The organism is Klebsiella sp. CN_Kp106, assembly GCF_040064575.1.
GTDB lineage: Bacteria > Pseudomonadota > Gammaproteobacteria > Enterobacterales > Enterobacteriaceae > Klebsiella > Klebsiella michiganensis.
Map to the genome: position 1 here is coordinate 1 of NZ_JBEAIG010000016.1, position 24,975 is coordinate 24,975.

General features: G+C 56.2%; 20 protein-coding genes. 12 read left to right on the forward strand and 8 right to left on the reverse strand.

The genetic code is table 11. From position 1 onward, the window contains the following. Both ABLU96_RS10225 and lrp read right to left on the reverse strand, forming a co-directional pair. Window positions 1-1,327 (reverse strand): DNA translocase FtsK 4TM domain-containing protein (locus ABLU96_RS10225; RefSeq protein WP_199519243.1); only part of this gene is annotated, 1,327 nt, incomplete at its 3' end. Between the two features lie 135 nt (window positions 1,328-1,462). Further along, the gene (lrp, locus tag ABLU96_RS10230; protein WP_002439523.1) at window positions 1,463-1,957 is read right to left on the reverse strand and encodes a leucine-responsive transcriptional regulator Lrp; all 495 of its coding nucleotides are present in this window, start codon (window positions 1,955-1,957) and stop codon (window positions 1,463-1,465) included. 531 nt (window positions 1,958-2,488) lie between these two features. Between lrp and trxB the strand changes: the two genes are divergently transcribed. The 5 genes from trxB to infA all read left to right on the forward strand — a co-directional run bounded on the left by trxB (window position 2,489) and on the right by infA (window position 8,301). Further along, on the forward strand, window positions 2,489-3,457 hold the full coding sequence (gene trxB, locus ABLU96_RS10235) for a thioredoxin-disulfide reductase (RefSeq protein ID WP_004849433.1): 969 nt from the start codon (window positions 2,489-2,491) through the stop codon (window positions 3,455-3,457). 114 nt (window positions 3,458-3,571) lie between these two features. Next, window positions 3,572-5,338, forward strand: a complete 1,767-nt coding sequence (gene cydD, locus ABLU96_RS10240) for a cysteine/glutathione ABC transporter permease/ATP-binding protein CydD (protein WP_014228628.1) — start codon at window positions 3,572-3,574, stop codon at window positions 5,336-5,338. After that, complete coding sequence (cydC, locus tag ABLU96_RS10245; RefSeq protein WP_064404650.1) at window positions 5,339-7,060, forward strand: cysteine/glutathione ABC transporter ATP-binding protein/permease CydC; 1,722 nt, start codon at window positions 5,339-5,341, stop codon at window positions 7,058-7,060. A gap of 38 nt (window positions 7,061-7,098) precedes the next feature. Continuing rightward, complete coding sequence (gene aat / locus ABLU96_RS10250; RefSeq protein WP_009653303.1) at window positions 7,099-7,803, forward strand: leucyl/phenylalanyl-tRNA--protein transferase; 705 nt, start codon at window positions 7,099-7,101, stop codon at window positions 7,801-7,803. A 279-nt stretch (window positions 7,804-8,082) separates the two neighbouring features. Further along, window positions 8,083-8,301 (forward strand): translation initiation factor IF-1, encoded by a 219-nt coding sequence (gene infA / locus ABLU96_RS10255; RefSeq protein WP_002211347.1) that lies wholly within the window; start codon window positions 8,083-8,085, stop codon window positions 8,299-8,301. A 137-nt stretch (window positions 8,302-8,438) separates the two neighbouring features. Here the strand turns inward: infA and clpA are convergent, their stop codons facing one another. Together clpA and clpS are read right to left on the reverse strand one after the other, a co-directional pair. Further along, complete coding sequence (gene clpA / locus ABLU96_RS10260; RefSeq protein ID WP_004849425.1) at window positions 8,439-10,721, reverse strand: ATP-dependent Clp protease ATP-binding subunit ClpA; 2,283 nt, start codon at window positions 10,719-10,721, stop codon at window positions 8,439-8,441. 30 nt (window positions 10,722-10,751) lie between these two features. Further along, on the reverse strand, window positions 10,752-11,069 hold the full coding sequence (gene clpS, locus ABLU96_RS10265; protein WP_004100628.1) for an ATP-dependent Clp protease adapter ClpS: 318 nt from the start codon (window positions 11,067-11,069) through the stop codon (window positions 10,752-10,754). A 324-nt stretch (window positions 11,070-11,393) separates the two neighbouring features. On the opposite strand from clpS, the gene cspD reads away from it, so the two are divergent. After that, entirely contained in the window at window positions 11,394-11,624 is a 231-nt protein-coding gene (gene cspD / locus ABLU96_RS10270) for a cold shock-like protein CspD (RefSeq protein ID WP_004100627.1), read from the forward strand. A 68-nt stretch (window positions 11,625-11,692) separates the two neighbouring features. Here the strand turns inward: cspD and macB are convergent, their stop codons facing one another. From macB to ABLU96_RS10285, 3 genes are all read right to left on the reverse strand, one after another. Further along, window positions 11,693-13,639: a macrolide ABC transporter ATP-binding protein/permease MacB gene (gene macB / locus ABLU96_RS10275; protein WP_064404652.1), complete on the reverse strand. Its 1,947-nt coding sequence runs from the start codon at window positions 13,637-13,639 to the stop codon at window positions 11,693-11,695. After that, a complete protein-coding gene (gene macA / locus ABLU96_RS10280; protein ID WP_014228619.1) occupies window positions 13,636-14,751 on the reverse strand; it encodes a macrolide transporter subunit MacA in 1,116 nt (371 codons plus the stop codon). Before macA ends, macB begins: the two co-directional genes overlap by 4 nt. 175 nt (window positions 14,752-14,926) lie before the next feature. After that, window positions 14,927-16,585 carry an ATP-dependent endonuclease gene (locus ABLU96_RS10285; RefSeq protein WP_032748892.1) on the reverse strand — a complete coding sequence of 553 codons (1,659 nt, stop codon included), beginning with the start codon at window positions 16,583-16,585 and terminating at the stop codon, window positions 14,927-14,929. Window positions 16,586-16,967: 382 nt separating this feature from the next. Here ABLU96_RS10285 and aqpZ point away from each other — a divergent pair, with 382 nt between their 5' ends. From aqpZ to hcr, 4 genes are all read left to right on the forward strand, one after another. Beyond that, window positions 16,968-17,663: an aquaporin Z gene (gene aqpZ / locus ABLU96_RS10290; protein ID WP_004849414.1), complete on the forward strand. Its 696-nt coding sequence runs from the start codon at window positions 16,968-16,970 to the stop codon at window positions 17,661-17,663. Window positions 17,664-17,788: 125 nt separating this feature from the next. Continuing rightward, window positions 17,789-18,688: a lysine exporter LysO family protein gene (locus tag ABLU96_RS10295; RefSeq protein WP_014837946.1), complete on the forward strand. Its 900-nt coding sequence runs from the start codon at window positions 17,789-17,791 to the stop codon at window positions 18,686-18,688. Between the two features lie 145 nt (window positions 18,689-18,833). Then, window positions 18,834-20,486, forward strand: coding sequence for a hydroxylamine reductase (hcp, locus tag ABLU96_RS10300; RefSeq protein ID WP_064404785.1), 1,653 nt, complete (start codon window positions 18,834-18,836; stop codon window positions 20,484-20,486). Between the two features lie 10 nt (window positions 20,487-20,496). Further along, window positions 20,497-21,465, forward strand: coding sequence for an NADH oxidoreductase (gene hcr / locus ABLU96_RS10305; RefSeq protein WP_014228614.1), 969 nt, complete (start codon window positions 20,497-20,499; stop codon window positions 21,463-21,465). A 39-nt stretch (window positions 21,466-21,504) separates the two neighbouring features. Here the strand turns inward: hcr and ABLU96_RS10310 are convergent, their stop codons facing one another. Continuing rightward, window positions 21,505-21,939, reverse strand: a complete 435-nt coding sequence (locus tag ABLU96_RS10310) for a DoxX family protein (RefSeq protein WP_014228613.1) — start codon at window positions 21,937-21,939, stop codon at window positions 21,505-21,507. Window positions 21,940-22,091: 152 nt separating this feature from the next. Between ABLU96_RS10310 and poxB the strand changes: the two genes are divergently transcribed. After that, on the forward strand, window positions 22,092-23,810 hold the full coding sequence (poxB, locus tag ABLU96_RS10315) for a ubiquinone-dependent pyruvate dehydrogenase (RefSeq protein WP_064379240.1): 1,719 nt from the start codon (window positions 22,092-22,094) through the stop codon (window positions 23,808-23,810). Window positions 23,811-23,964: 154 nt separating this feature from the next. Further along, window positions 23,965-24,966: a low-specificity L-threonine aldolase gene (gene ltaE / locus ABLU96_RS10320; RefSeq protein WP_032694256.1), complete on the forward strand. Its 1,002-nt coding sequence runs from the start codon at window positions 23,965-23,967 to the stop codon at window positions 24,964-24,966. Window positions 24,967-24,975: the final 9 nt, after the last annotated feature.

Below are 24,975 nucleotides of genomic sequence, written 5' to 3' on the forward strand. Positions count from 1 at the left end.
GGGCCTGTTCCGGCTGGTACGCATGCTGCGGCTGGTAAGCCGGTTCCGGCTGATATGCTGGCTGCTGTACCGGGGCCTGTTCCGGCTGGTAAGCATGCTGCGGCTGGTAAGCCGGTTCTGGCTGATACGCTGGCTGCTGTACCGGGGCCTGTTCCGGCTGGTAAGCATGCTGCGGCTGGTAAGCCGGTTCAGGCTGATACGCTGGCTGCTGTACCGGGGCCTGTTCCGGATGATAGACCGGCTGAGCCTCATACCCTGGCAGCGGTTCAGACCATGCCTGCGGCGCAGCGGTATCCTGCGCGGCCAAAGCCACCGGATCGGCAATGCTATGACCGTTTAACAGAGGATCGTAGGGGTCAAAATCGCCGGGACGTGCCGCACTGACGCCGGAGAACAGAACATCATCAGCATTTGCCGGACGCGCTGCGCTGGAGCCAGAAAAAAGGACATCGTCAGCGGCAACAGGCGCACCGCCGGCGCTGTACTGAACCTCGTCTTCGGCGTCATCCATCCGTTTACCCGAGAACAGCGCCGCATCGGTCTTACGCCCCATCGGATTAGAGAACTTCTCAGCCAGACGCTGGCGGCGAGCTAAGGCGCTGCGTAAAATTCGCGCGCGTCGAGAACCCTGCGGCTTCGCGGGTTCATCATCTTCATATTCTTCTTCATCATCTTCATATTCCCCTTCATCAACCCAGGTATCGTCACGACGGGTACGGTTGCTGGCAAACGTGAGAATAGAAAGAATCGCACCGCCGAGTTTTTCAGCAATGCTAACCCAGGACCAGCCGGTAAATAGCGTCAGTCCTGCCGCCCAGATGCAGAGCAGCGCGATTGTGCCGCCGCTGCTGTGCAGCAGCGGTTGCAGGGTGGTGCTCAACAGACTGCCGATCACGCCGCCGGAGGCGAAATACCAGATATCATCAGCGTTGATTGCCGCCAGACCGCAGGAAGTGAGGATCAGCGCCAGCGCGCCAATTAAACGCAGCGAGACGGCGAAATAGTCGATGTACTCGTCGTTTTCTTGATGACGCCAGGCAAACCAGCAGCCGCCGATAATGATGACCGGAATGGTATAGGCCATTACGCCAAAAATAAAAAATAGCGTATCGGCAAGCCAGGCTCCCGGCGTCCCGCCTATGTTGTGAATAGGCTCATGCCACGCCGTTTGCGACCAGCTAGGATCCGAGGGATTAAAGCTGAGTAAGGCCGCCATCAACCAGATGGCAAAAAGGGAGCAAAGAATGAGTAACGCCTCAAGGAGCCGGCGTCCGCTACTCAGCTTTGTGAATTTGACTTCTTTGTCTTCAGTGTATTCCTGGCTCAAGAAAGGCTCTCCAGGTATCAGGCTGTTTCCTGCCTTCGGCTAAAACGGACAACAGTGCCGGGTCTCCCCGGCACTGTTGCTGTATGGATTAACAGGAGTGTAATCAAACTACATCGATTTTGCACCTGTTCCGTGTTAGCGCGTCTTGATTACCAGACGATTACTCTGCTTGACTTCTTCCATTACCACATAGGTACGGGTGTCATTTACGCCCGGCAGGCGCAGCAAGGTCTCGCCCAGTAATTTACGATACGCTGACATATCCGGTACGCGGGTTTTCAACAGGTAGTCAAAATCCCCGGAAACCAGATGACACTCTTGAATTTCTTCAAGTTTTTGCACAGCGGAGTTAAATTGCTCAAACACATCCGGCGCGCCACGATTCAGAGTAATCTCAACAAATACCAGAAGTGATGCATCCAGATAGTGCGGGTTGAGCAGCGCTGTATAGCCCTGAATAAAACCCTGTCTTTCCAGTCGACGCACGCGCTCAAGGCAAGGCGTCGGAGAAAGTCCCACCCGTTTAGAAAGCTCGACGTTGGAAATACGCCCGTCTTTTTGCAATTCATTCAAAATATTACGATCAATGCGGTCGAGATCTTTGCCAGGGCGCTTCTTGCTATCTACCATTATTATTGTCTCTCTGTATTCCTTCCCTACTCCTGTTCCGACTCTGAGCCTTCACTGCCAGAGTCCATCCTGTTATCACCCGTACGACGTTGGGTAAACCAGGGGTACGTGAGAAGCCCGTTGCCTGACGGCAGTCACCGACATCACGCATGGCGTCTGTCCACACCATGCGTAGATTTCGCTAACCCGGATAAAAATGGCATTTGCGTGCATGAAAATTCGCCACACGCGAAACACTGCTTTTCTTCTTCCATGAATGTTTTCGCAAAAGCACAGGGGATTGTCAAAGCAAAACATCGATTTTTAGTACAAGATGCCAGATATTCATAATCCTCCCCGGTTGATTCTCATGTTTTCCTCTTATAATTGTCTCGCTAACAGTAGAATTAGTTATATTCTTCGTTCGTTAAATCGCCGATTAATCGGCAGCTTCTATTGCACATATCGTTAACAAAACCGCCGCGCTCTTTTTTTACGTCCACAAATTCCCTACAATCCAGCTCATGTATGCCAATAAATTATGAGGATCTCATGGGCACGGCCAAACACAGTAAACTGCTTATTCTTGGTTCTGGACCTGCGGGATACACCGCTGCGGTCTACGCAGCGCGCGCAAATCTGCAGCCGGTACTGATTACCGGAATGGAAAAAGGCGGTCAGCTGACCACCACCACGGAAGTGGAAAACTGGCCAGGCGATCCTAACGATCTGACCGGACCGCTGCTGATGGAGCGCATGCATGAACATGCCACCAAATTTGAAACCGAAATTATTTTCGATCATATCAACAGCGTCGACCTGCAAAACCGTCCGTTCCGTCTGGTCGGCGACAGCGGCGAATACACCTGCGATGCCCTGATTATTGCCACCGGCGCTTCAGCACGCTATCTGGGTCTTCCCTCGGAAGAAGCGTTTAAGGGCCGCGGCGTGTCTGCCTGCGCGACCTGCGACGGTTTCTTCTATCGTAACCAGAAGGTTGCCGTCATCGGCGGCGGCAATACGGCCGTCGAAGAGGCGCTGTACCTGTCTAACATCGCTTCCGAAGTGCATTTGATCCACCGTCGTGACGGCTTCCGCGCGGAAAAAATCCTTATCAAACGCCTGATGGACAAAGTGGAGAGCGGCAATATCGTGCTGCACACCCACCGTACGCTGGAAGAAGTGACCGGCGACCAGATGGGCGTAAGCGGCTTGCGTCTGCGCGATACCCAGAATGCGGATAACGTTGAATCCCTCGAAGTTGCGGGGCTGTTCGTGGCTATCGGCCACAGCCCGAACACGGCAATTTTCGCCGGTCAGCTGGAGCTGGAAAACGGCTACATTAAAGTCCAGTCCGGCATCCACGGCAACGCTACCCAGACCAGCATCCCGGGCGTCTTCGCCGCCGGCGACGTGATGGATCATATCTACCGTCAGGCGATTACTTCTGCGGGTACCGGCTGCATGGCGGCGCTGGACGCGGAGCGCTATCTGGATGGTTTAGCCGACGCTTGCAAATAATCTTTACAAGTCAGTAACAAAGGTAAAGAAGGCGACGAAAAGTCGCCTTTATTTTTGCCTCGTTGTAACATTGCCGTGCCCAAAAAACTCATAACTACACCTGCTAAGCGCGCAATGAATAAAACCCGTCAACAAGAGTTAACCCGTTGGTTAAAAGATCAAAGCATTATCTCCCGTCGCTGGTTGATGATTTCCCGCGTATTGGGCGTCGTTAGCGGCCTGTTGATCGTCGCCCAGGCCTGGTTCCTGGCGAGGATCCTCCATCGCATGATTATGGAAAATATCCCCGCGACGGCGCTGCTGCTGCCCTTTACGCTACTGGTGCTGGTCTTTGTGCTGCGCGCCTGGGTGGTCTGGCTGCGTGAAAGAGTGGGTTTTCAGGCCGGTCAACATATCCGCCTTGAGATCCGCCGTCAGGTTCTGGATCGTTTACAGCAGGCGGGACCGGCGTGGATACAGGGCAAACCTGCGGGTAGCTGGGCCACGCTGATCCTTGAGCAGATCGACGACATGCATGACTACTATGCTCGCTATTTGCCGCAGATGACGCTGGCCGCCTCTGTACCGTTGCTGATTGTTATTACGATTTTCCCCATCAACTGGGCCGCGGCGCTGATTCTGCTGGGTACCGCACCGCTTATTCCGCTGTTTATGGCGCTGGTGGGAATGGGCGCGGCTGATGCCAACCGCCGCAACTTTCTCGCTCTGGCGCGTTTAAGCGGCCATTTTCTCGATCGCCTGCGCGGTATGGAAACGCTGCGTATTTTTCATCGCGGCGAAGCGGAGACGGACAACATACGCGAGGCCTCGCAGGATTTCCGCCAGCGGACAATGGAAGTGCTGCGCCTGGCGTTTCTCTCCTCCGGTGTCCTGGAGTTTTTCACCTCGCTGTCGATTGCGCTGGTCGCCGTTTACTTTGGTTTTTCCTATCTGGGAGAGCTCAACTTTGGCCATTACGGCGCCGGGGTGACGTTGATGTCCGGTTTCCTCGCCCTGATTCTGGCTCCTGAGTTTTTCCAGCCACTGCGCGATTTAGGCACCTTTTATCATGCGAAAGCGCAGGCTATTGGCGCCGCCGACAGCCTGAAGACCTTTATGGAAGCGCCGCTGGCGCAGGCAGAGCGTGGGGAAAAGGCATTAAAAGATGATGAAACGGTAAGCCTTGAAGCTCGCGACCTGCTGATTAAGTCTCCCGAAGGGAAAGTGCTGGCCGGGCCGCTGAATTTTTCCCTGCGCGCCGGTGAACGCGTGGTGCTGGTTGGGCAAAGCGGCTCGGGCAAAAGCTCGCTACTGAATACGTTAACGGGTTTTCTTCCCTATGACGGCTCGCTCAAGGTCAATGGCGTCGAGTTAAAGAGTCTGGATGCCGACCGCTGGCGTCGTCTCCTGAGCTGGGTCGGGCAAAATCCGCAGCTGCCCGCGGCGACGCTGCGCGAAAACGTCCTGCTGTCCTGCCCTGAAGCCACCGAAGCGCAGCTGCAGCTTGCGCTGGATAAAGCCTGGGTTAGCGAGTTCGTCTCTCTTCTGCCGCAGGGTATTAATACGCCTGTTGGCGATCAGGCCGGCCGGCTGTCGGTCGGGCAGGCTCAGCGCGTCGCCGTCGCACGAGCGCTGCTGGTGCCCTGTCGTCTGCTGCTACTTGATGAGCCTGCCGCCAGCCTTGACGCGCATAGCGAACAGCGCGTGATGCAGGCGCTGACCAATGCATCAACGCAGCAAACCACGTTAATGGTTACCCATCAGTTGGAAGGACTGGCGAACTGGGATGCGATCTGGGTTATGCAGGATGGTCGAATTGTTGAGCAAGGCAGCTATTCGCAGCTGGCGGCCGCTGGCGGCCCCTTCGCGACCCTGCTCGCTCATCGTCAGGAGGAGATTTAAATGCGCGCATTATGGCCTTACCTGGCGCTGTACAAACGACACAAATGGCTGTTGCTGCTCGGTATCGTGCTGGCGATCGTGACGCTGCTGGCCAGCATTGGCTTATTAACGCTATCCGGCTGGTTCCTGTCGGCATCAGCCGTCGTTGGCGTGGCGGGCATCTACAGCTTTAACTATATGCTGCCAGCCGCGGGCGTGCGCGGCGCGGCGATTATTCGCACCGCGGGCCGCTACTTTGAGCGTCTGGTCAGCCATGACGCCACCTTCCGCGTTCTGCAACACCTGCGGGTCTTTACCTTCAGTAAGCTGCTGCCGCTCTCCCCCGCCGGGCTGGCGCGTTTTCGTCAGGGCGAGCTGCTTAACCGGGTGGTTGCAGATGTCGATACCCTGGATCATCTCTATTTGCGCGTCATATCACCGCTGGTAGGCGCGCTGGTGGTGATCCTGGTCGTCACCGTAGGGTTGAGCGTGCTGGACGTCACTCTGGCCCTGACCCTCGGTGGTATTATGCTGCTCACCCTGCTGGTGATGCCGCCGCTGTTCTATCGCGCAGGTAAACCCGCAGGTGAAAGCATAACCCGGCTTCGCGGGCAATATCGCCAGCATCTGACCTCATGGCTCCAGGGACAGGCGGAACTCATGCTGTTTAACGCCAGCGACCGCTACCGGCAGCAAATGGAAAAAACGGAAGCGCGCTGGCTGGATGCGCAGCGTCGCCAGGCTGAGCTGACCGCGCTCTCCCAGGCGCTGATGCTGCTGATTGGCGGTATTGCGGTTATTGCTATGCTGTGGCTCGCCTCCGCGGGCGTTGGCGGCGATACTCAGCCTGGGGCGCTGATTGCGCTGTTTGTCTTCTGCGCGCTGGCGGCGTTTGAAGCGCTGGCGCCGGTAACCGGCGCATTTCAGCATTTGGGGCAGGTGATCGCCTCCGCAAAGCGCATCACGCAAATTACCGAGCAAGAGCCGGAAGTGGTCTTCCCTCAGGGCGAAGGCCAGACGCTGGATCGCGTCTCGTTACGCTTACATCAGGTCACCTTCAGCTATCCGCAGCAGCCCTCTCCCGCGCTGGAGAAAGTGTCATTGCAGATCGAGGCCGGAGAGCATATCGCCATCCTCGGACGAACAGGCTGCGGTAAATCGACCCTGCTGCAGCTGCTGACCCGCGCCTGGGATCCGGCTGAAGGGGAAATCTTACTCAACAATCAGCCGCTGGGGCAGTTTAATGAGGCGACGCTGCGCCGGGCGATGAGCGTCGTGCCGCAGCGCGTACATCTGTTCAGCGCTACGCTGCGCGACAACCTGCTGCTGGCTTCTCCCGGAGCCAGCGATGCCCGACTTGCCCAAACGCTTGAACGCGTCGGCTTAGCGAAATTACTGGAAGATAGCGGTCTGAATAGCTGGCTGGGTGAAGGCGGCCGTCAGCTTTCCGGCGGCGAGCTGCGCAGGCTGGCTATCGCCCGCGCCCTGCTTCACGATGCGCCGGTCATGCTGCTTGATGAACCCACTGAAGGCCTCGATGCGACGACCGAAAGTCAAATCCTTGATTTACTGGCGGAAGTGATGCGTGAAAAAACCGTGTTAATGGTAACCCATCGTCTGCGCGGACTGGCGCGTTTTAATCAGATAATAGTCATGGACAACGGGAAGATTATTGAGCAAGGTAGTCACGCAGAACTGCTGGCTGAACAGGGGCGTTACTACCAGTTTAAGCAGCGCCTGTAGGCTACTATTGAATCATTGCCTGATGCGTTGAGGTAAAAATGCGGCTGGTTCAGCTCTCTCATCATTCCATCGCCTTCCCCTCCCCGGAAGGCGCTTTACGCGAACCTAATGGCCTGTTAGCGCTGGGCGGCGATCTTAGCCCGGCGCGTTTACTGATGGCCTATCAGCGCGGTATTTTTCCGTGGTTTTCGCCCGGCGACCCTATTTTGTGGTGGTCCCCCGATCCGCGAGCGGTACTGTGGCCAGAGAAATTTCATCTCAGCCGCAGCATGAAGCGTTTCCATCAGCGCTCGCCTTATCGCGTCACGCTGAATCACGCCTTTGGTCAGGTTATCGAGGGCTGCGCCGACCACCGCGATGAGGGAACATGGATAACGCCGGGGATCGTTCAGGCGTACCACCAGCTGCATGAGCTGGGACATGCTCATTCTGTTGAAGTATGGCAGGGAAAGGAATTAGTCGGCGGGATGTACGGCGTCGCGCAGGGCGCGCTGTTTTGCGGAGAGTCGATGTTCAGCCGTGCCGAAAACGCCTCTAAAACCGCGCTGCTGGTCTTTAGCCAGATATTTTCGCAGGATGGCGGAAAATTAATCGATTGTCAGGTGCTGAATAAGCATACGGCGTCGCTGGGCGCAGTGGAAATTCCCCGCCGCGATTACCTCGACTATCTTTCCGTGCTGCGGACGTATCGTCTGCCGGAGCGATTCTGGGTACCAAGGGTGCTATTTGCAGGAGAAGCATAAATGTTTTCAGCACATTTTTTGTTGGGATGTTATAATTGCGCGGTAGAGTAGCTTCTGCCCGTTGCCCCGCCGCCGTTTGGGAATAATAAGAGTCAGATAACACCCATTGTTCTGTCACTCCCCCTTTACGTTTGCGCCTGTCACCCGGTTTATCCGCGTGAATTACGGGTAATGCGCCAAAACTACTTCGGCGATTTGACGTAAAACTTTACATACTTGCTGAACTTCGGCATTATCTTGCCGGTTCAAAACTACGGTAGTGATACCCCAGAGGACTAGATGGCCAAAGAAGACAATATTGAAATGCAGGGCACCGTACTTGATACGCTGCCTAACACTATGTTCCGCGTAGAACTGGAAAACGGTCACGTGGTAACTGCGCATATTTCCGGTAAAATGCGTAAAAACTACATCCGCATTCTGACGGGCGACAAAGTGACTGTTGAGCTGACCCCGTACGACCTGAGCAAAGGCCGCATTGTCTTCCGTAGTCGCTGATCGTTTTCGCGCTTAGCGCGCCAGATGCTGAAGGCCGGGATAATTCCCGGTCTTTTCATTTCTGCGTCATTTACAACTTAAAGCGCGCAGATAAAAAAACCGGCCCTGAGGCCGGTTTTGTCACTGAGTACCGAAACTTAATGCGCCGCTTCCGGTTTGTGCTTCTGCGCACTCTGGAAGTCGTAGGTCAGCGCATTTTTCTCTTTATCCAGTTCAACGGTCACCTGTCCGCCGTCAACCAGTGAGCCAAACAGCAGCTCGTTGGCCAGCGGTTTTTTCAGGTTGTCCTGAATCACCCGCGCCATCGGACGCGCGCCCATGGCCCGGTCGTAGCCTTTCTCGGCCAGCCAATCGCGGGCTTCCTGGCTGACTTCCAAAGAGACGCCTTTCTGATCCAGCTGAACCTGCAGCTCGACGATAAATTTATCCACCACCTGATGGATAACCGTCGTAGACAGATGATCGAACCAGATAATGTTGTCGAGACGGTTACGGAACTCCGGCGTAAAGATCTTTTTGATCTCATCCATTGCATCCGGACTGTTGTCCTGATGGATGAGGCCAATGGATTTACGCTCGGTTTCGCGCACCCCGGCGTTGGTGGTCATCACCAGCACCACGTTGCGGAAATCCGCTTTGCGGCCGTTGTTGTCGGTCAGCGTCCCGTTATCCATCACCTGCAGCAGCAGGTTAAAGACATCCGGATGCGCTTTTTCAATTTCATCCAGCAGCAGCACCGCGTGCGGATGCTTAATAACCGCATCGGTCAGCAGCCCGCCCTGATCGAAACCGACGTAGCCCGGAGGCGCACCGATTAAGCGGCTGACGGTATGACGTTCCATATATTCGGACATATCAAAACGCAGCAGCTCAATGCCCAGCGACTTCGCCAGCTGTACGGTAACCTCGGTTTTACCGACCCCGGTAGGCCCAGCGAACAGGAAAGAGCCGACGGGTTTGTGCTCATGGCCAAGCCCGGCGCGCGCCATCTTGATCGCTTCGGTTAAGGCCTCAATCGCCTTATCCTGGCCGAAGACCAGCATTTTCAGGCGATCGCCGAGGTTTTTCAGCGTATCGCGATCGCTGCGGGAAACGCTCTTCTCAGGTATACGCGCAATCCGCGCCACCACGGACTCAATATCCGCCACGTTAACCGTTTTCTTACGTTTGCTCACCGGCATCAAGCGCGCACGCGCTCCGGCTTCATCAATCACGTCAATCGCCTTATCCGGCAGATGACGATCGTTAATGTACTTCACCGCCAGCTCTACCGCCGCACGTACCGCTTTCGCGGTGTAACGGACGTCGTGGTGCGCTTCATACTTCGGCTTCAGGCCGTTAATAATCTGCACCGTCTCTTCCACGGAAGGTTCGGTGATATCAATTTTCTGGAAACGCCGCGCCAGGGCACGATCTTTTTCAAAGATGTTGCTGAACTCCTGATAGGTCGTCGAGCCAATGACCCGAATCTTACCGCTGGAAAGCAGCGGTTTAATCAGGTTAGCGGCATCGACCTGCCCGCCGGAAGCCGCCCCCGCACCGATAATGGTGTGGATCTCATCGATGAACAGAATACTGTTGGTGTCCTGCTCCAGCTGCTTAAGCAGCGCTTTAAAGCGTTTTTCAAAGTCGCCGCGGTATTTGGTACCTGCCAGCAGCGAGCCAATATCCAGTGAATAGATAGTGCAATCGGCCATCACTTCCGGCACGTCGCCCTGCACGATACGCCAGGCAAGACCTTCAGCAATAGCGGTTTTACCAACGCCGGATTCCCCCACCAGCAGCGGGTTGTTCTTGCGGCGGCGGCACAGAACCTGAATAGCACGTTCCAGCTCTTTCTCGCGGCCGATCAGCGGATCGATACCGCCTACGCGGGCAAGCTGGTTGAGGTTGGTGGTGAAGTTTTCCATACGATCCTCCCCGCCTGCTTGCTCTTCGCTGCTGCCAGGCTGACTTCCGCTGTTATCGGAAGACTGGCTCGGCTCGTCTTTACGCGTACCGTGAGAGATGAAATTCACCACATCAAGTCGGCTGACTTCATGTTTACGCAGCAGGTATGCCGCCTGAGATTCCTGTTCGCTAAAAATCGCGACCAGAACGTTGGCGCCGGTCACTTCGCTGCGGCCGGAAGACTGGACGTGGAAAACAGCACGTTGCAGCACGCGCTGGAAGCTCAGCGTCGGCTGAGTGTCGCGCTCTTCTTCCGTTGCAGGCAGTACGGGTGTGGTCTGTTCGATGAAGGCTTCAAGCTCCTGACGCAGCGCGACCAGGTCCACTGAACACGCTTCAAGCGCTTCGCGGGCCGAAGGGTTGCTAAGCAGCGCCAGCAACAAGTGCTCGACGGTCATGAACTCATGACGGTGCTCGCGCGCTCTGGCGAAAGCCATGTTTAAACTGAGTTCCAGTTCTTGATTGAGCATAGGCACCTCCCCCAAGTTTATTGCCTGCATTCAGGCTTTTTCTAGCGTACACAACAACGGATGTTCGTTCTCCCTCGCATACTGGTTCACCATCGATACTTTGGTTTCTGCGACTTCTGCGGTAAACACCCCGCAAATCGCTTTACCTTGATAGTGAACCGTCAGCATCAGTTGCGTTGCACGTTCAACATCATAAGAAAAGAATTTTTGTAACACGTCAATAACAAACTCCATTGGAGTGTAGTCATCATTGACTAATATCACTTTATACATAGATGGCGGTTTAAGCGCATCTTTAACTTCGTCCTCAATTAGCTGATCGAAGTCCAACCAGTCTCTCTTACTCATCGTCAGTGTTCATCATCGGTTGCTGTTGCCAACAGGCGGTGGCCTGTCGATGACCAGAGGCTATGCACATCACAAATCTACAATAGATCATAGATAATTATCATCTATTACTTCCATCCGCGACGTCTGTCACATTCCCCGGCAATAGCGTTAACTGCTTCAAATTTTGACGCATTTTTCACCGTCCCCTGGCGTCAATCGCTTGACGCATTTCCTGATTTCTCTAAATTGTAGTGGCGAGAGTTGGCGAGCAAATGAACAACTCGTCACTCCACTACCGGTTCATTCCATCTTACTTATAAGATTTACGAAGGATGTCGAAGTATGGAAATGGGTACTGTTAAGTGGTTCAACAATGCCAAAGGGTTCGGTTTTATCTGCCCTGAGGGCGGCGGCGAAGACATTTTCGCCCATTACTCGACCATCCAGATGGATGGTTACAGAACGCTAAAAGCCGGACAAGCGGTTCGGTTTGATGTTCACCAGGGGCCAAAAGGTAACCACGCCAGCGTGATTGTCCCTGTTGAAGCTGAAGAAACAGAAACAGCCGCATAACTCTTTTGCTTCATTGTGTACATCCCGCCAGCAAAATGCCAGTCCTTCTGACTGGCATTTTTTTATCGCTACTCGCGCGCCAGGGCGTCGACGGGGTCCAGACGAGCCGCATTGCGCGCCGGTAGCCAGCCAAACAGCACCCCGGTCAGCGTGGAGCATAAAAACGCGGTCAATAGCGCCAACGGTGAAAAACCGATCTCCCAGCCGGGTAAAAACAGCTGTAATACAAAGGCAATCAGCAGCGAAAGCGTGACGCCCAGCGCCCCGCCAACCAGGCAAACCAGCACCGCCTCGATCAAAAACTGCTGTAAGACATCGCTGGCCCGCGCCCCGACCGCCATACGGATACCGATCTCCCGCGTGCGTTCGGTGACTGAGACCAGCATAATATTCATCACGCCAATACCGCCGACCACCAGCGCAATCACCGCCACCAGCGTCAGAAACAGCTGTAATGTATGTGTGGTCCGTTCCGCCGTTTTCAAGATGCTGTCCATATTCCAGGTGAAAACATCTTTCTTACCGTGACGCAGTTCCAGTAGACGCAACAGCTGCTGCTCGGCAACCGCGCTGTCGTAGCCTTCATTGACGCGCACGGTGATGGAATTCAGCCACGACTGCCCCATCACCCGGCCAGCCATCGTGGTATAGGGCAACCAGACGCGCAGAATTTTGCTGCTGCCGAACATTGACTGTTTTTCATCCGCCACGCCGATCACCGTCGCAGGCATATTGCCGACCAGAATCACTTCGCCGACGACCCGCGCTTTGTGCGGAAATAGCTGTCGGCGCGCGTTGCTGTCGAGCACCACCACCTGCGCGCGGCTATTTAGCTGAAGCTCGTTAAAGGTATTGCCTTCGCTAAAGGTCATGCCGTAGACGTTAAAGTACTGCGCCCCTACGCCCTCGGCGCTGGCGGCAACGTCGATGTTATTCGCCCGCAGGCGCAGGCTTTTTGATACCGCAGGGGTCGCCGAGCTCACCCACGGCTGTTTCTGAATAGCTAACAGGTCATCGTACTTGAGCGATTGCTGATAGCGGGGATCGTCATCGCCGAAATCCTTGCCGGGATATACATCAATGGTATTGGTGCCGATGGCGCGGATATCGGCCAGCACCATCTGCTTCGCGGCATCGCCCACCACTACAATCGACACCACAGATGCGATGCCGATAATAATGCCGAGCATCGTCAGCAGCGTACGCATTTTATTCGCCGCCATCGCGCGCCAGGCCATGATCAGCGCTTCGCGAAAGCCGCTGCTGAACTGACGCCACGCCGACGGTTCGGCCGCCGTGCGCTGGCGCAGTACGCCGCCTTGCGCCGGACTCAGCGCGGGCGGATTACGCACGATTTCACCGTCGTGGATCTCAATCACCCGCTCCGCCTGGGCCGCCACCTGCGGGTCATGGGTGACGATAATCACCGTATGCCCCTGCGCTTTTAGCTGGTGAAGGATCCCCATGACCTCTTCGCCGGAGCGGCTGTCCAGCGCACCGGTTGGCTCATCCGCCAGAATCACTTCCCCGCCGTTCATCAGGGCACGGGCGATACTCACCCGCTGCTGCTGGCCGCCGGAGAGCTGCGAAGGCTGATATTCAGCTCTGTCGCCCAGCCCCAGCCGAACCAGCAGCTCATGGGCCCGAGCCAGGCGCGCTTTGCGCTCAGCGCCGGCATAAACCGCAGGAACTTCCACGTTCTGCGCCGCGGTGAGATGCGATAACAGGTGATAGCGCTGGAAAATAAAACCGAAATGTTCCCGCCGCAGGCGCGCCAGCTCGTCGCCGTTGAGGCGAGCCACGTCCGTTCCCGCGACCCGGTAGGTACCGCCGGTCGGTTTGTCCAGACAGCCGAGAATATTCATCAGCGTGGATTTCCCGGAGCCGGACGCGCCGACGATTGCCACCATCTCACCGGCTGCAATGTTCAACGTAATGCCTTTCAGCACCTCAACGTTGCCATCGCCGGAGGGGTAGCCGCGGCGAATATCACGCAGTTCCAGTAACGCCGTCATTTCGCCGCTCCGGCCGCACCTTCGCCGATAATGACTTCATCCCCCTCGTCCAGCCCTTTCACCACCGCCACATCGGTGTCGTTACGCGCGCCGATAACAATTTCACGCTCTTTAACTTCACCGGTACGCAGCAGACGCACGTGATAGCGGTTATCGCCGATGGCCTCACCCAGCGCGCTCAGCGGGATGGTGATAACATTTTTCACTTCTGAGAGCTGAATATGCACCTGGGCGGTCATCTCCAGGCGCAGGATGCCCTGCGGGTTCGGCACTTCAAAACGGGCGTAGTAGAAAATAGCGTCGTTGACCTTTTCGGGCGTCGGGAGAATATCCTTCAGCGTTCCTTCATAGCGCGTCAGCGGATCGCCCAGTACGGTAAACCAGGCCTTTTGCCCTGGCTTAAGATGAATGACGTCCGCTTCCGAGACCTGCGCCTTCACCAGCATGGTGCTGAGATCGGCCAGGGTCAAAATATTCGGCGCCTGCTGGGCGGCAATCACCGTCTGCCCCTGCAGGGTGGTGATTTGCGTCACTTCTCCGGACATCGGCGCCAGAATTTTGGTGTAGTCGAGGTTGGTTTTGGCCGTATCCAGGGTCGCCTGATTGCGTTTGACCTGGGCTTCAATCGTGCCGATTTGCGCCTCTTTGACCGCTAAGTCGGTCGCGGCGGTATCGAGGTCCTGGCGAGAGACCAGCTGCCGCTGCGCCAGCTGCTGCTGACGAGCCAGCGTCGCCGCAGATAGCTTACGTTCCGCGCGCGCCTGGTTCAGCTGCGCCCGTAGCTCCATCAACGTCGCTTCGACTTCCTTTATCTGGTTTTCCGCCTGCTCCGGGTCGATAACCCCCAGCAGCTGGTCTTTTTTCACTTTGTCGCCAATCTCGACGCGCAGCGTTTTTAGCTGCCCGCTCACCTGCGCCCCGACGTCCACTTTTTTCAACGCATCGAGCTTACCGGTCGCCAGCACGCTCTGCTGAAGGTCGCCTTTACGCACCACCAGCGTCTGATACTGCGGCAGCGGCGCATTCAGAATTCGCCATCCCCAGACGGCGAGGGCCAGCACGACAATCGCCAGCAGCCACCAAACTTTCCTGCGCTTTCCATTTAATTTCATAACAATTCCTGATGTTTTAACCCGCAGAACCCGCGACAATTCTATCTAAATGCGGCAATAGAATAACGCGCATTTTTAGATGCGCTTCATTTTTGTTTAACTGAAGTTGAGGGTATGCAGATGAAGACCTGCCGGGATGGATAGCCCGGCAGAAAGAGAGAAACAGCGGCCAGCGCTAATCCGCGCGTCCGCGCGCCAGCCATAGCACGCGAGAGAACATTTTTTTCAACAGCGTCGGAATGGCGTCAACCCCGCGCCGTCCGGCCTCCATCGCCACTTCAATCGCCAGGTCGGGCTTAGACGAGCGATGAATCGCTTTGGTGATCACCCGCCGCATATTCATGGGTATATTCATCGGCAGCTGCGCGACCCGGTGATAAACATCGTCGAAGCCCTGACGGTACATAAAATGCTCCATATCCATCGCCGGTAGCGCGGTGAGATGGTCTCGCTCCAGCATTTTATCGTCATTCAACAAACTGCGAACGGTGGCGGCGTATTTCTTCCCGGCTTCATCGCCATCCACCAGCACATGCCACTCAATACCCATTCGCCGGGCGAATTTAATCAGCGGCTTCAAACCCGACTGGGCAAACTCAATGACCTTCACCCCTTCCGCATCAAAGTGATGGCCGCACTGGCGGGCCAGCTCGTTGATAACCCAGGTTTCCGTCTCCCCCTCCACCAGCAGCCAGCAGCGGGCAAACAGCGATGAAGCGCGGTTAAAGCGAATATGAAACGCGATGCGTCGGCTGTCTTCCGCATTCATCCCGCCGGGCCCCAGCCGCCAGGCCGACACTCGTGAAGATTCACGCACCAGCCGACAGACGTGCTCGACGGGCGTTAATGACAGCAGCTCGCCGGAGTTCGTTGTCGTCACCCGCTGCAGCGGCAGTAAATTGAGCAAATGCCAGGCCACCGACAGCATAATGGGATGCAGACGGGTTTCCGGATCCTCAATCAGCAATAGCGGCCGCGCATCGCGATCGAGCCTTACCGTGCCTTTCGCCTGCAGCAGAGTAGAAAACAGCCCCAATAAAATCACCCGATGGCTGCGCCCGCCGGGCTTGTCGATCATCCTGTTGATAATATCCAGGTAGCGCCAGCTGCGCTGTTCATCATGTGAATGACGGCGCATCAGACGATGGCGCGACTGCGCGCTGCTCTGCTCGGCAAAATAGTGCTCCAACAACTGCACCATAGCCGACAGCCCCTGGCGGATCTGCCCATCGGTTAAATTTTGCGGATGATGTACCAGTTCGCGAGAGAGGAAATCAAGCTGGCGAGCGGTAATTTCGATCTGCGGCGAGTGCGGAACGGTGCCGTTGTGGATCCGTCGCATAAAGCGGGCGTCGCGTAGCCGCAGAACCGGCATCAGCCGTACCAGGTGACGGGCGAGTTCATCAATATCGTCAAGCTCCAGCGCTTTCCCTTCACCATCAATAAAGCTGCGCAGGGTCATCACGCTGTCGTCATCGGCAAGCTCCCCCTCCAGGCGATAGAAAACGCGCTGATAGCCATCGTCGCAGGGAACCCAGCAGCTGCTGAGAGGACGATAGCGTCGAACCCGATGGCGACCGGGTTCATTTTCACGGAAGGTCAGGATGATATGCAGATGATGCTCGCGCCCCTGAATATCGCCGGGCGGAAACCAAAAATCTTCCCGAACAAAATGATAGAGGTCGAACTCCGGCGACAGGAGCAGCGTCAGGGCATCCAGCAGGCTGGATTTACCCCAGGCATTTTCGCCAATCAGCACGTTATTTTGTTCCAGCATCAACGATAATCGGTTAATGCCGCGAAAACCGACTATTTCTACGCGCTCAAGATGCATATGCCCTCCGCTCAGTGGCGACTATCTCCTTCAGTTATCAGCAGTATAGCGAGGTGAGCATCAACATGACACTCCGGGCGTCTGCGAATCGCTCATGGCTGCAGGGGGGAATGTGATGCGCCGTACTTCACTTAATTGAGAAACGCATTCATCATTGAAAGTCGTTTTTTTAACCGTTTTTGTTCTACACTTTTAAAAAATCCGACATGAAAAGGAATCCCAACGCATTGTTCTAAATCAAATTACATCAATTTATTTAACTGGTCCCAAGGTGGCGATCGTCCCTAGAATAGCGTCGCTTTATTCTGGTCGTCATTCTTTGTGGCGAAAATAAAGGCCGGCACGAAAACTCGTGCGCGTTTACGTTTTTATTGAGGTGGTTATGTTTAGAAAATTAGCAGCAGAATGCTTTGGTACATTCTGGCTGGTATTTGGTGGTTGCGGCAGCGCCGTTCTGGCTGCGGCATTCCCTGAGCTGGGAATTGGTTTTGCCGGCGTCGCGCTGGCTTTCGGTTTAACCGTATTAACCATGGCTTATGCCGTCGGTCATATTTCCGGCGGACACTTTAACCCGGCGGTAACTTTAGGTTTATGGGCCGGCGGTCGTTTCCCGGCCAGGGACGTGATTGGTTATATTATCGCCCAGGTTGTCGGCGGTATTATCGCCGCCGCTATTCTGTACGTTGTCGCCAGCGGTAAAGCGGGCTTTGACGCCGCCGCTAGCGGATTCGCATCGAACGGCTATGGCGAACATTCTCCCGGCGGTTTCTCCATGCTCTCCGCTATTGTGATTGAGATCGTCCTGACCTGCGGCTTCCTGCTGGTCATTCACGGCGCCACGGATAAAAACGCACCTGCCGGCTTCGCTCCTATCGCTATTGGCCTGGCGCTAACGCTTATCCACCTGATCAGCATTCCGGTCACCAACACGTCGGTAAACCCGGCGCGCAGCACCGCGGTAGCGATATTCCAGGGCGGCTGGGCGCTGCAGCAGCTGTGGCTATTCTGGGTGATGCCGATTATCGGCGGCATTCTCGGCGGCGTGCTCTACCGCACCCTGCTGGAAAAACGCAGCTAAACTTCCCCCACTTTTCTTGAGGCCCGGTGCTGCCGGGCCTTTCTTTTTTTCCACCACTTTACTCAGTCCGGCTATTTGGGTAGTGTCAGGGGCGCTATTTTCATTCTGCAAGGACCAGGTCGTTCATGTTTTCGGGACTTTTAATCATTCTGCTGCCGTTGGTTATAGGCTATCTTATTCCTCTTCATCGGCCATCAGCCCTTAAACTCATCGCGCGACTTCTGAGCTGGATTGTCTACGTTATTCTCTTTTTTATGGGTATTAGCCTGGCCTTCCTGGATAATCTGGCCAGCAACCTCCTGGCGATCCTTCATTATGCGGCGGTCAGCGTCGTTATTATTCTGCTGTGCAATATTGCCGCCCTGATGTGGCTCGAGCAAAAAATGCCCTGGCAAAATCATCATCGTCAGGAAAAATTACCCTCCCGTCTGGCAATGGCTCTGGAATCCCTTCAGCTATGCGGCGTGGTATTTATTGGTTTTATGATTGGTCTGAGCGGCATATCCTTTTTACAACACGCCACCGAGGCCAGCGAATATACCCTGATCTTCCTTTTGTTCCTCATCGGTATTCAACTGCGCAATAATGGCATGACGCTGCGGCAGATCGTACTGAATCGCCGCGGAATGATTGTCGCGGTAGTGGTCATGGTCAGTTCACTGCTGGGCGGTATCATCAACGCCTTTATTCTCGACCTGCCGCTAAAAACCGGCCTAGCCATGGCTTCCGGGTTTGGCTGGTATTCGCTCTCCGGGATCCTGCTGACCGAATCCTATGGCCCGGTAATTGGCAGCGCGGCCTTCTTTAACGATCTTGCCCGCGAGCTGCTGGCGATAATGCTTATCCCCGGACTGGTGCGCCGCAGCCGTTCCACCGCGCTGGGCCTTTGCGGCGCGACATCAATGGACTTTACGCTGCCGGTACTGCAACGCTCTGGCGGGGTGGAGATTGTGCCGGCGGCCATCGTTCATGGCTTCATTCTCAGTCTACTGGTGCCCATATTGATGGCTTTCTTCTCCGCTTAATACCTCTCTGGCGGTAGTCTCCTGCCGCCAATTTTGCGCTAAATCAATCTCCCCGTAAGTTGTATCAGAAATACCTTTTCTCTTCTCGCGCTCGGGCATAACCTTAAACATGTATATTAAATATAACTTTAAAAAAGGTGTGACCATGTTTTGTGTGCAATGTGAACAAACCATCCGTACCCCGGCGGGGAACGGCTGCTCTTACGCGCAGGGTATGTGCGGGAAAACGGCCGAAACGTCCGATCTGCAGGATCTGCTGATTGCCTCTCTGCAGGGGCTCTCCGCCTGGGCGCTTAAAGCCCGTGAATACGGCATCATCGACCACAACATCGATAGCTTTGCGCCGCGCGCTTTTTTCTCCACGCTGACCAACGTTAACTTCGATTCCCCGCGTATCGTTGGCTATGCGCGCGAGGCCATCACCCTGCGTGAAGCGCTGAAAGCCCAGTGCCTGAACATTGATGCCCACGCGACGGTTAACAACCCGATGGCCGATCTGCAGCTGGCGAGCGACGATCTGGGCGACCTGCAGCGCCAGGCGGCGGAATTCACCCCGAACAAAGACAAAGCGGCCATCGGCGAGAACATTCTCGGCCTGCGCCTGCTGTGCCTGTACGGCCTGAAAGGCGCTGCGGCTTATATGGAGCACGCGCACGTTCTGGGTCAGTACGACAACAACATCTACGCCCAGTACCATAAAATCATGGCGTGGCTCGGTACCTGGCCTGCCGATATGAACGCGCTGCTGGAGTGCTCGATGGAAATCGGCCAGATGAACTTCAAAGTGATGAGCATTCTGGACGCTGGCGAGACCACCAAATATGGTCACCCCACCCCGACTCAGGTCAACGTCAAAGCGACCGAAGGCAAATGTATTCTGATTTCCGGCCATGACCTGAAAGATCTGTACAACCTGCTGGAGCAAACCGAAGGTACCGGGGTTAACGTCTACACCCACGGTGAAATGCTGCCAGCGCACGGTTACCCGGAACTGCGTAAATTCAAGCATCTGATTGGTAACTACGGCAGCGGCTGGCAAAACCAGCAGGTTGAGTTTGCCCGCTTCCCTGGCCCGATTGTGATGACCTCTAACTGCATCATCGACCCAACCGTCGGCGCCTATGACGACCGTATCTGGACCCGCAGCATCGTCGGCTGGCCAGGCGTCAATCATCTGGAAGGCGAAGATTTCGCCCCGGTTATCGCCCAGGCGCAGCAGATGGCGGGCTTCCCGTACAGCGAGATCCCGCACCTGATCACCGTTGGCTTCGGTCGTCAGACCCTGCTGGGCGCGGCTGATACGCTGATCGACCTGGTGAGCCGTGAAAAACTGCGCCATATCTTCCTGGTGGGCGGCTGCGACGGGGCGCGCGGCGAACGTAACTACTTCACCGATTTCGCCACCAGCGTACCGGACGACTGCCTGATCCTGACCCTGGCCTGCGGTAAATACCGTTTCAACAAACTCGAATTCGGCGATATCGAAGGTCTACCGCGTCTGGTCGATGCCGGTCAGTGTAACGACGCTTACTCTGCCATCATCCTGGCGGTCACCCTGGCTGAGAAACTGGGTTGTGGCGTGAACGACCTGCCGCTGTCTCTGGTGCTCTCCTGGTTTGAACAGAAAGCGATTGTTATTCTGCTGACCCTGCTGTCGCTGGGCGTGAAAAATATCGTCACCGGCCCGACGGCGCCGGGCTTCTTCACGCCGGACCTGCTGGCCGTTCTCAACGAGAAATTCGGTCTGCGTTCCGTGACCACCGTTGAAGAAGACATGAAGCAGCTGCTGAGCGCGTAAGGAGTAAAGAATGACAATGCCAACTCATCAGTGCCCATGGCGGATGCAGGTTCATCACATCCATCAGGAAACGCCGGATGTATGGACAATTTCGTTGCTGTGCCACGACTATTATCCGTACCGTGCCGGGCAGTATGCACTGGTCAGCGTACGTAATTCAGCGGAGACGCTGCGTGCTTACACCATTTCATCGACGCCGGGAGTAAGCGAGTACATCACGCTGACCATCCGTCGGATTGACGATGGCGCAGGCTCACAGTGGCTGACCCGCGACGTGAAGCGCGGCGACTATATCTGGCTGTCCGATGCCATGGGTGAATTTACCTGTGAAGATAAGGCTGAAGATAAGTTCCTGATGCTGGCTGCTGGCTGCGGCGTTACGCCAATCATGTCAATGCGTCGCTGGTTGGCAAAGTACCGCCCGCAGGCCGATGTGCAGGTGATCTTTAACGTTCGTTCACCGCAAGATGTTATTTTTGCCGACGAATGGCGCGAATATCCGGTGACCTTAGTCGCTGAAAACAATGCCACCCACGGTTTTGTTTCTGGCCGACTGACGACCGATCTGCTGAAAAGCGTACCGGATCTGACCTCTCGTACCGTGATGACCTGCGGCCCGGCGCCGTATATGGATTGGGTTGAGCAGGAGGTGAAAGCGCTGGGCGCGACGCGTTTCTTTAAAGAGCAGTTCTTTACGCCGGTAGCCGAAGCCGCTACCAGCGGCCTGAAGTTCACCAAACTGCAGCCGGCGAAAGCGTTCTACGCGCCGGTCGGCACCACGCTGCTCGAAGCGCTGGAAAGCAATAAGGTGCCGGTTACCGTCGCCTGTCGCGCAGGCGTCTGCGGCTGCTGCAAAACCAAAGTGGTTTCCGGAGAATATACCGTCAGCAGTACCATGACGTTAACCGATGCGGAAATCGCTGAAGGCTACGTGCTGGCCTGCTCCTGCCACCCGCAGGGTGATTTGGTACTGGCTTAACCCTCAGCTGCCGGATGGCGCAACGCCGTCCGGCAATGTTTACCGCCAGGCCGAATTGCCGCCGATGGCATAGCGCCCTGCCCCGAGGAAGGCAATCGCCAGCGCGCCAACAAAGAAATAGACCAGGCTCTCAATCGCCCACGCGCCTACCGCATCCAGCGCAAAGGTTTTGCCCGTCCCCACCATCAGCCAGGCCACGACCATCGTAAACGCCAGCACCAGCGCCGCCGGACGCGTAAGCACTCCCAGAATCAGCAGGCAAGGCGCTACCACCTCGCCCACTAAAACCCCATAAGCGATAAACCCCGGCAATCCTTTTGCTACCAGCATATTGCTGATTCCCCCTACGCCATCAAATAGCTTATGCAACCCGTGAAACAGCATCAGCCCGCCAACGGCAAGTCGTAACAAGAGTTTGCCGAAATCGTCATGGGATAGCAGTTTATTAACAGCATTTAACAGCGATTTAACCATTTGAAATGATTCCTGTTTACCACTTTATGTGAGCTCAGATTATGCGAAGTTTTCGCTGAAAAAAACCAGCGGAAAATGAGAGGTGAAAGCGAGCGTAACTGGCAGTTTCATCTAAGCTTGTAAGCGTTATCACAAAAAGGAGATGGAGAACCATGAAACAGACCGTGGCGGCATACATTGCCAAAACTCTTGAACAGGCTGGCGTTAAACGTATTTGGGGCGTAACCGGGGATTCGCTCAACGGCTTAAGCGACAGCCTGAACCGTATGGGGACCATCGACTGGATGCCCACGCGCCATGAAGAAGTGGCCGCCTTCGCCGCCGGGGCGGAAGCGCAGCTTACCGGCGAACTGGCGGTCTGCGCAGGCTCCTGCGGGCCGGGCAACCTGCATCTGATTAACGGCCTTTTCGACTGCCACCGCAATCACGTTCCGGTTCTAGCCATCGCCGCCCATATTCCTTCCAGCGAAATCGGCAGCGGCTATTTTCAGGAAACGCATCCGCAGGAGCTGTTCCGGGAATGCAGTCACTACTGTGAACTGGTCTCCACCCCGGAACAGATCCCGCAGGTGCTGGCCATCGCCATGCGCAAAGCGGTGATTAACCGCGGCGTCTCGGTAGTGGTGCTTCCCGGCGACGTTGCGCTGAAAGCCGCGCCGGAAAGCGCCAGCAGCCACTGGTACCACGCGCCGCTGCCGCAGGTGACGCCGGCGGAAGAAGAGCTGAAAAAGCTGGCCCAGCTGCTGCGCTATTCAAGCAACATCGCCCTGATGTGCGGCAGCGGCTGCGCCGGAGCGCATAAAGAGCTGGTAGACTTCGCCGAGAAGCTCAAAGCGCCTATCGTTCACGCGCTGCGCGGCAAAGAGCACGTAGAATACGACAACCCTTATGATGTGGGGATGACCGGACTGATTGGCTTCTCCTCCGGCTTCCACACCATGATGAACGCTGACACCCTGGTGCTGCTCGGCACCCAGTTCCCCTATCGCGCCTTCTACCCGACGGACGCGAAAATCATTCAGATTGATATCAATCCCGGCAGTATTGGCGCCCACAGTAAAGTGGATATGGCGCTGGTCGGCGATATTAAATCGACCCTCAGCGCGCTGATGCCGCATCTTGAGGAGAAAACCGACCGTAAGTTCCTCGATAAAGCGCTGGAACACTATCGCGACGCGCGCAAGGGGCTTGATGACCTGGCGAAGCCCAGCGACAAAACAATTCATCCGCAGTATCTGGCGCAGCGCATCAGCCACTATGCCGACGACGATGCCATCTTTACCTGCGACGTGGGTACGCCGACCGTCTGGGCCGCGCGCTATTTGCAGATGAACGGCAAGCGTCGCCTGCTCGGATCGTTCAACCATGGGTCAATGGCTAACGCCATGCCGCAGGCCATCGGTGCGAAGGCCACCGCCCCTGACCGTCAGGTTGTGGCAATGTGCGGCGACGGCGGCTTCAGCATGCTGATGGGGGATTTTCTCTCGCTGGCGCAGATGAAGCTGCCGGTGAAGATCGTTATCTTCAATAACAGCGTACTGGGCTTCGTGGCGATGGAGATGAAGGCCGGGGGCTATCTGACAGACGGCACTGAACTTCACGCCACCAACTTTGCCCGCATCGCCGAAGCGTGCGGCATCAAGGGCATACGTGTTGAAAGCGCGTCAGAGGTTGATGAAGCGCTGCAAACCGCTTTCGCTACCGATGGCCCGGTCCTGGTGGATGTGGTCGTCGCCAGTGAAGAGCTGGCGATGCCGCCGCAAATTAAACTGGAGCAGGCCAAAGGTTTCAGCCTTTATATGCTGCGCGCGATTATCAGCGGCCGCGGCGACGAAGTTATCGAACTGGCGAAAACTAACTGGCTAAGGTAAAAATATCCTTTTCAATTCATACGCAAAATTATTCGTGTTGCCTCAAGGCGGCAAGGCCGAAAATCCCCGGGCGCAGAGATAACTCTGTGACCGGGGTTTGAGGGAGCAGCCAACGCCGGGGCAGCGCGAAGGATGAAGTGTATAAGGATATGACATGATAGATTTACGCAGCGATACCGTTACCCGTCCGGGCCGCGCCATGCTGGAAGCCATGATGGCCGCTCCGGTCGGGGATGACGTGTATGGCGATGACCCGACCGTTAACGAACTCCAGCGCTTTGCCGCCGACCTGGCGGGCAAAGAGGCCGCTATCTTCCTGCCTAGCGGCACCCAGGCCAACCTGGTCGCCCTGCTCAGCCACTGCCAGCGCGGCGAAGAGTATATCGTCGGCCAGGGCGCGCATAACTATCTCTACGAAGCCGGCGGCGCGGCGGTGCTTGGCAGCATCCAGCCGCAGCCAATCGATGCCGCAGCGGACGGTTCCCTGCCGCTGGATAAAGTCGCGGCCAAAATCAAACCGGACGATATCCATTTCGCCCCTACCCGGCTGCTGTCGCTGGAAAACACCCATAACGGCAAAGTGCTGCCGCGTGAATATCTCAAAGATGCCTGGGAGTTTACGCGCCAGCGCGGCCTGGGGCTGCACGTTGACGGGGCGCGTATTTTTAACGCCGTCGTGGAATACGGCTGCGCGCTGCGCGAGATCGCCCGCTACTGCGACTCCTTCACCATCTGCCTGTCTAAAGGACTCGGCGCGCCGGTAGGCTCGCTGCTGGTGGGGAGCGAAGAGTACATTCACCGCGCTATCCGCTGGCGGAAAATGGTCGGCGGCGGGATGCGTCAGGCCGGTATTCTGGCGGCCGCGGGCCTGTATGCCCTGCAGAACAACGTCGCGCGCTTAAAAGAGGATCACGACAACGCCGCGTGGATGGCGGAGCAGCTGCGCGCCGCCGGCGCCGAGGTGACGCGTCATGATACCAATATGCTGTTTGTTCGCGTCGGTGAAGCGCGCGCCGCCGCGCTGGGCGAGTATCTGCGCGAACGCGGGGTGCTGATCAACGCCTCGCCCATCGTGCGCCTGGTGACGCATATTGACGTTAACCGCCAGCAGCTCACCGAGGTGGTTAGCCACTGGCAGGCATTTTTAAACCGTTAAGGAGTCCGG

What these genes read in the sequence shown, in the direction of transcription:
- macB (WP_064404652.1), bottom strand. Translation starts at nt 13,639, where the DNA reads ATGACGGCGTTACTGGAACTGCGTGATATTCGCCGCGGCTACCCCTCC.
- cspD (WP_004100627.1), top strand. Translation starts at nt 11,394, where the DNA reads ATGGAAATGGGTACTGTTAAGTGGTTCAACAATGCCAAAGGGTTCGGT.
- cydD (WP_014228628.1), top strand. Translation starts at nt 3,572, where the DNA reads ATGAATAAAACCCGTCAACAAGAGTTAACCCGTTGGTTAAAAGATCAA.
- hcr (WP_014228614.1), top strand. Translation starts at nt 20,497, where the DNA reads ATGACAATGCCAACTCATCAGTGCCCATGGCGGATGCAGGTTCATCAC.
- lrp (WP_002439523.1), bottom strand. Translation starts at nt 1,957, where the DNA reads ATGGTAGATAGCAAGAAGCGCCCTGGCAAAGATCTCGACCGCATTGAT.
- clpS (WP_004100628.1), bottom strand. Translation starts at nt 11,069, where the DNA reads ATGAGTAAGAGAGACTGGTTGGACTTCGATCAGCTAATTGAGGACGAA.
- ABLU96_RS10310 (WP_014228613.1), bottom strand. Translation starts at nt 21,939, where the DNA reads ATGGTTAAATCGCTGTTAAATGCTGTTAATAAACTGCTATCCCATGAC.
- aqpZ (WP_004849414.1), top strand. Translation starts at nt 16,968, where the DNA reads ATGTTTAGAAAATTAGCAGCAGAATGCTTTGGTACATTCTGGCTGGTA.
- macA (WP_014228619.1), bottom strand. Translation starts at nt 14,751, where the DNA reads ATGAAATTAAATGGAAAGCGCAGGAAAGTTTGGTGGCTGCTGGCGATT.
- poxB (WP_064379240.1), top strand. Translation starts at nt 22,092, where the DNA reads ATGAAACAGACCGTGGCGGCATACATTGCCAAAACTCTTGAACAGGCT.
- cydC (WP_064404650.1), top strand. Translation starts at nt 5,339, where the DNA reads ATGCGCGCATTATGGCCTTACCTGGCGCTGTACAAACGACACAAATGG.
- hcp (WP_064404785.1), top strand. Translation starts at nt 18,834, where the DNA reads ATGTTTTGTGTGCAATGTGAACAAACCATCCGTACCCCGGCGGGGAAC.
- aat (WP_009653303.1), top strand. Translation starts at nt 7,099, where the DNA reads ATGCGGCTGGTTCAGCTCTCTCATCATTCCATCGCCTTCCCCTCCCCG.
- ltaE (WP_032694256.1), top strand. Translation starts at nt 23,965, where the DNA reads ATGATAGATTTACGCAGCGATACCGTTACCCGTCCGGGCCGCGCCATG.
- ABLU96_RS10285 (WP_032748892.1), bottom strand. Translation starts at nt 16,585, where the DNA reads ATGCATCTTGAGCGCGTAGAAATAGTCGGTTTTCGCGGCATTAACCGA.
- ABLU96_RS10295 (WP_014837946.1), top strand. Translation starts at nt 17,789, where the DNA reads ATGTTTTCGGGACTTTTAATCATTCTGCTGCCGTTGGTTATAGGCTAT.
- trxB (WP_004849433.1), top strand. Translation starts at nt 2,489, where the DNA reads ATGGGCACGGCCAAACACAGTAAACTGCTTATTCTTGGTTCTGGACCT.
- clpA (WP_004849425.1), bottom strand. Translation starts at nt 10,721, where the DNA reads ATGCTCAATCAAGAACTGGAACTCAGTTTAAACATGGCTTTCGCCAGA.
- infA (WP_002211347.1), top strand. Translation starts at nt 8,083, where the DNA reads ATGGCCAAAGAAGACAATATTGAAATGCAGGGCACCGTACTTGATACG.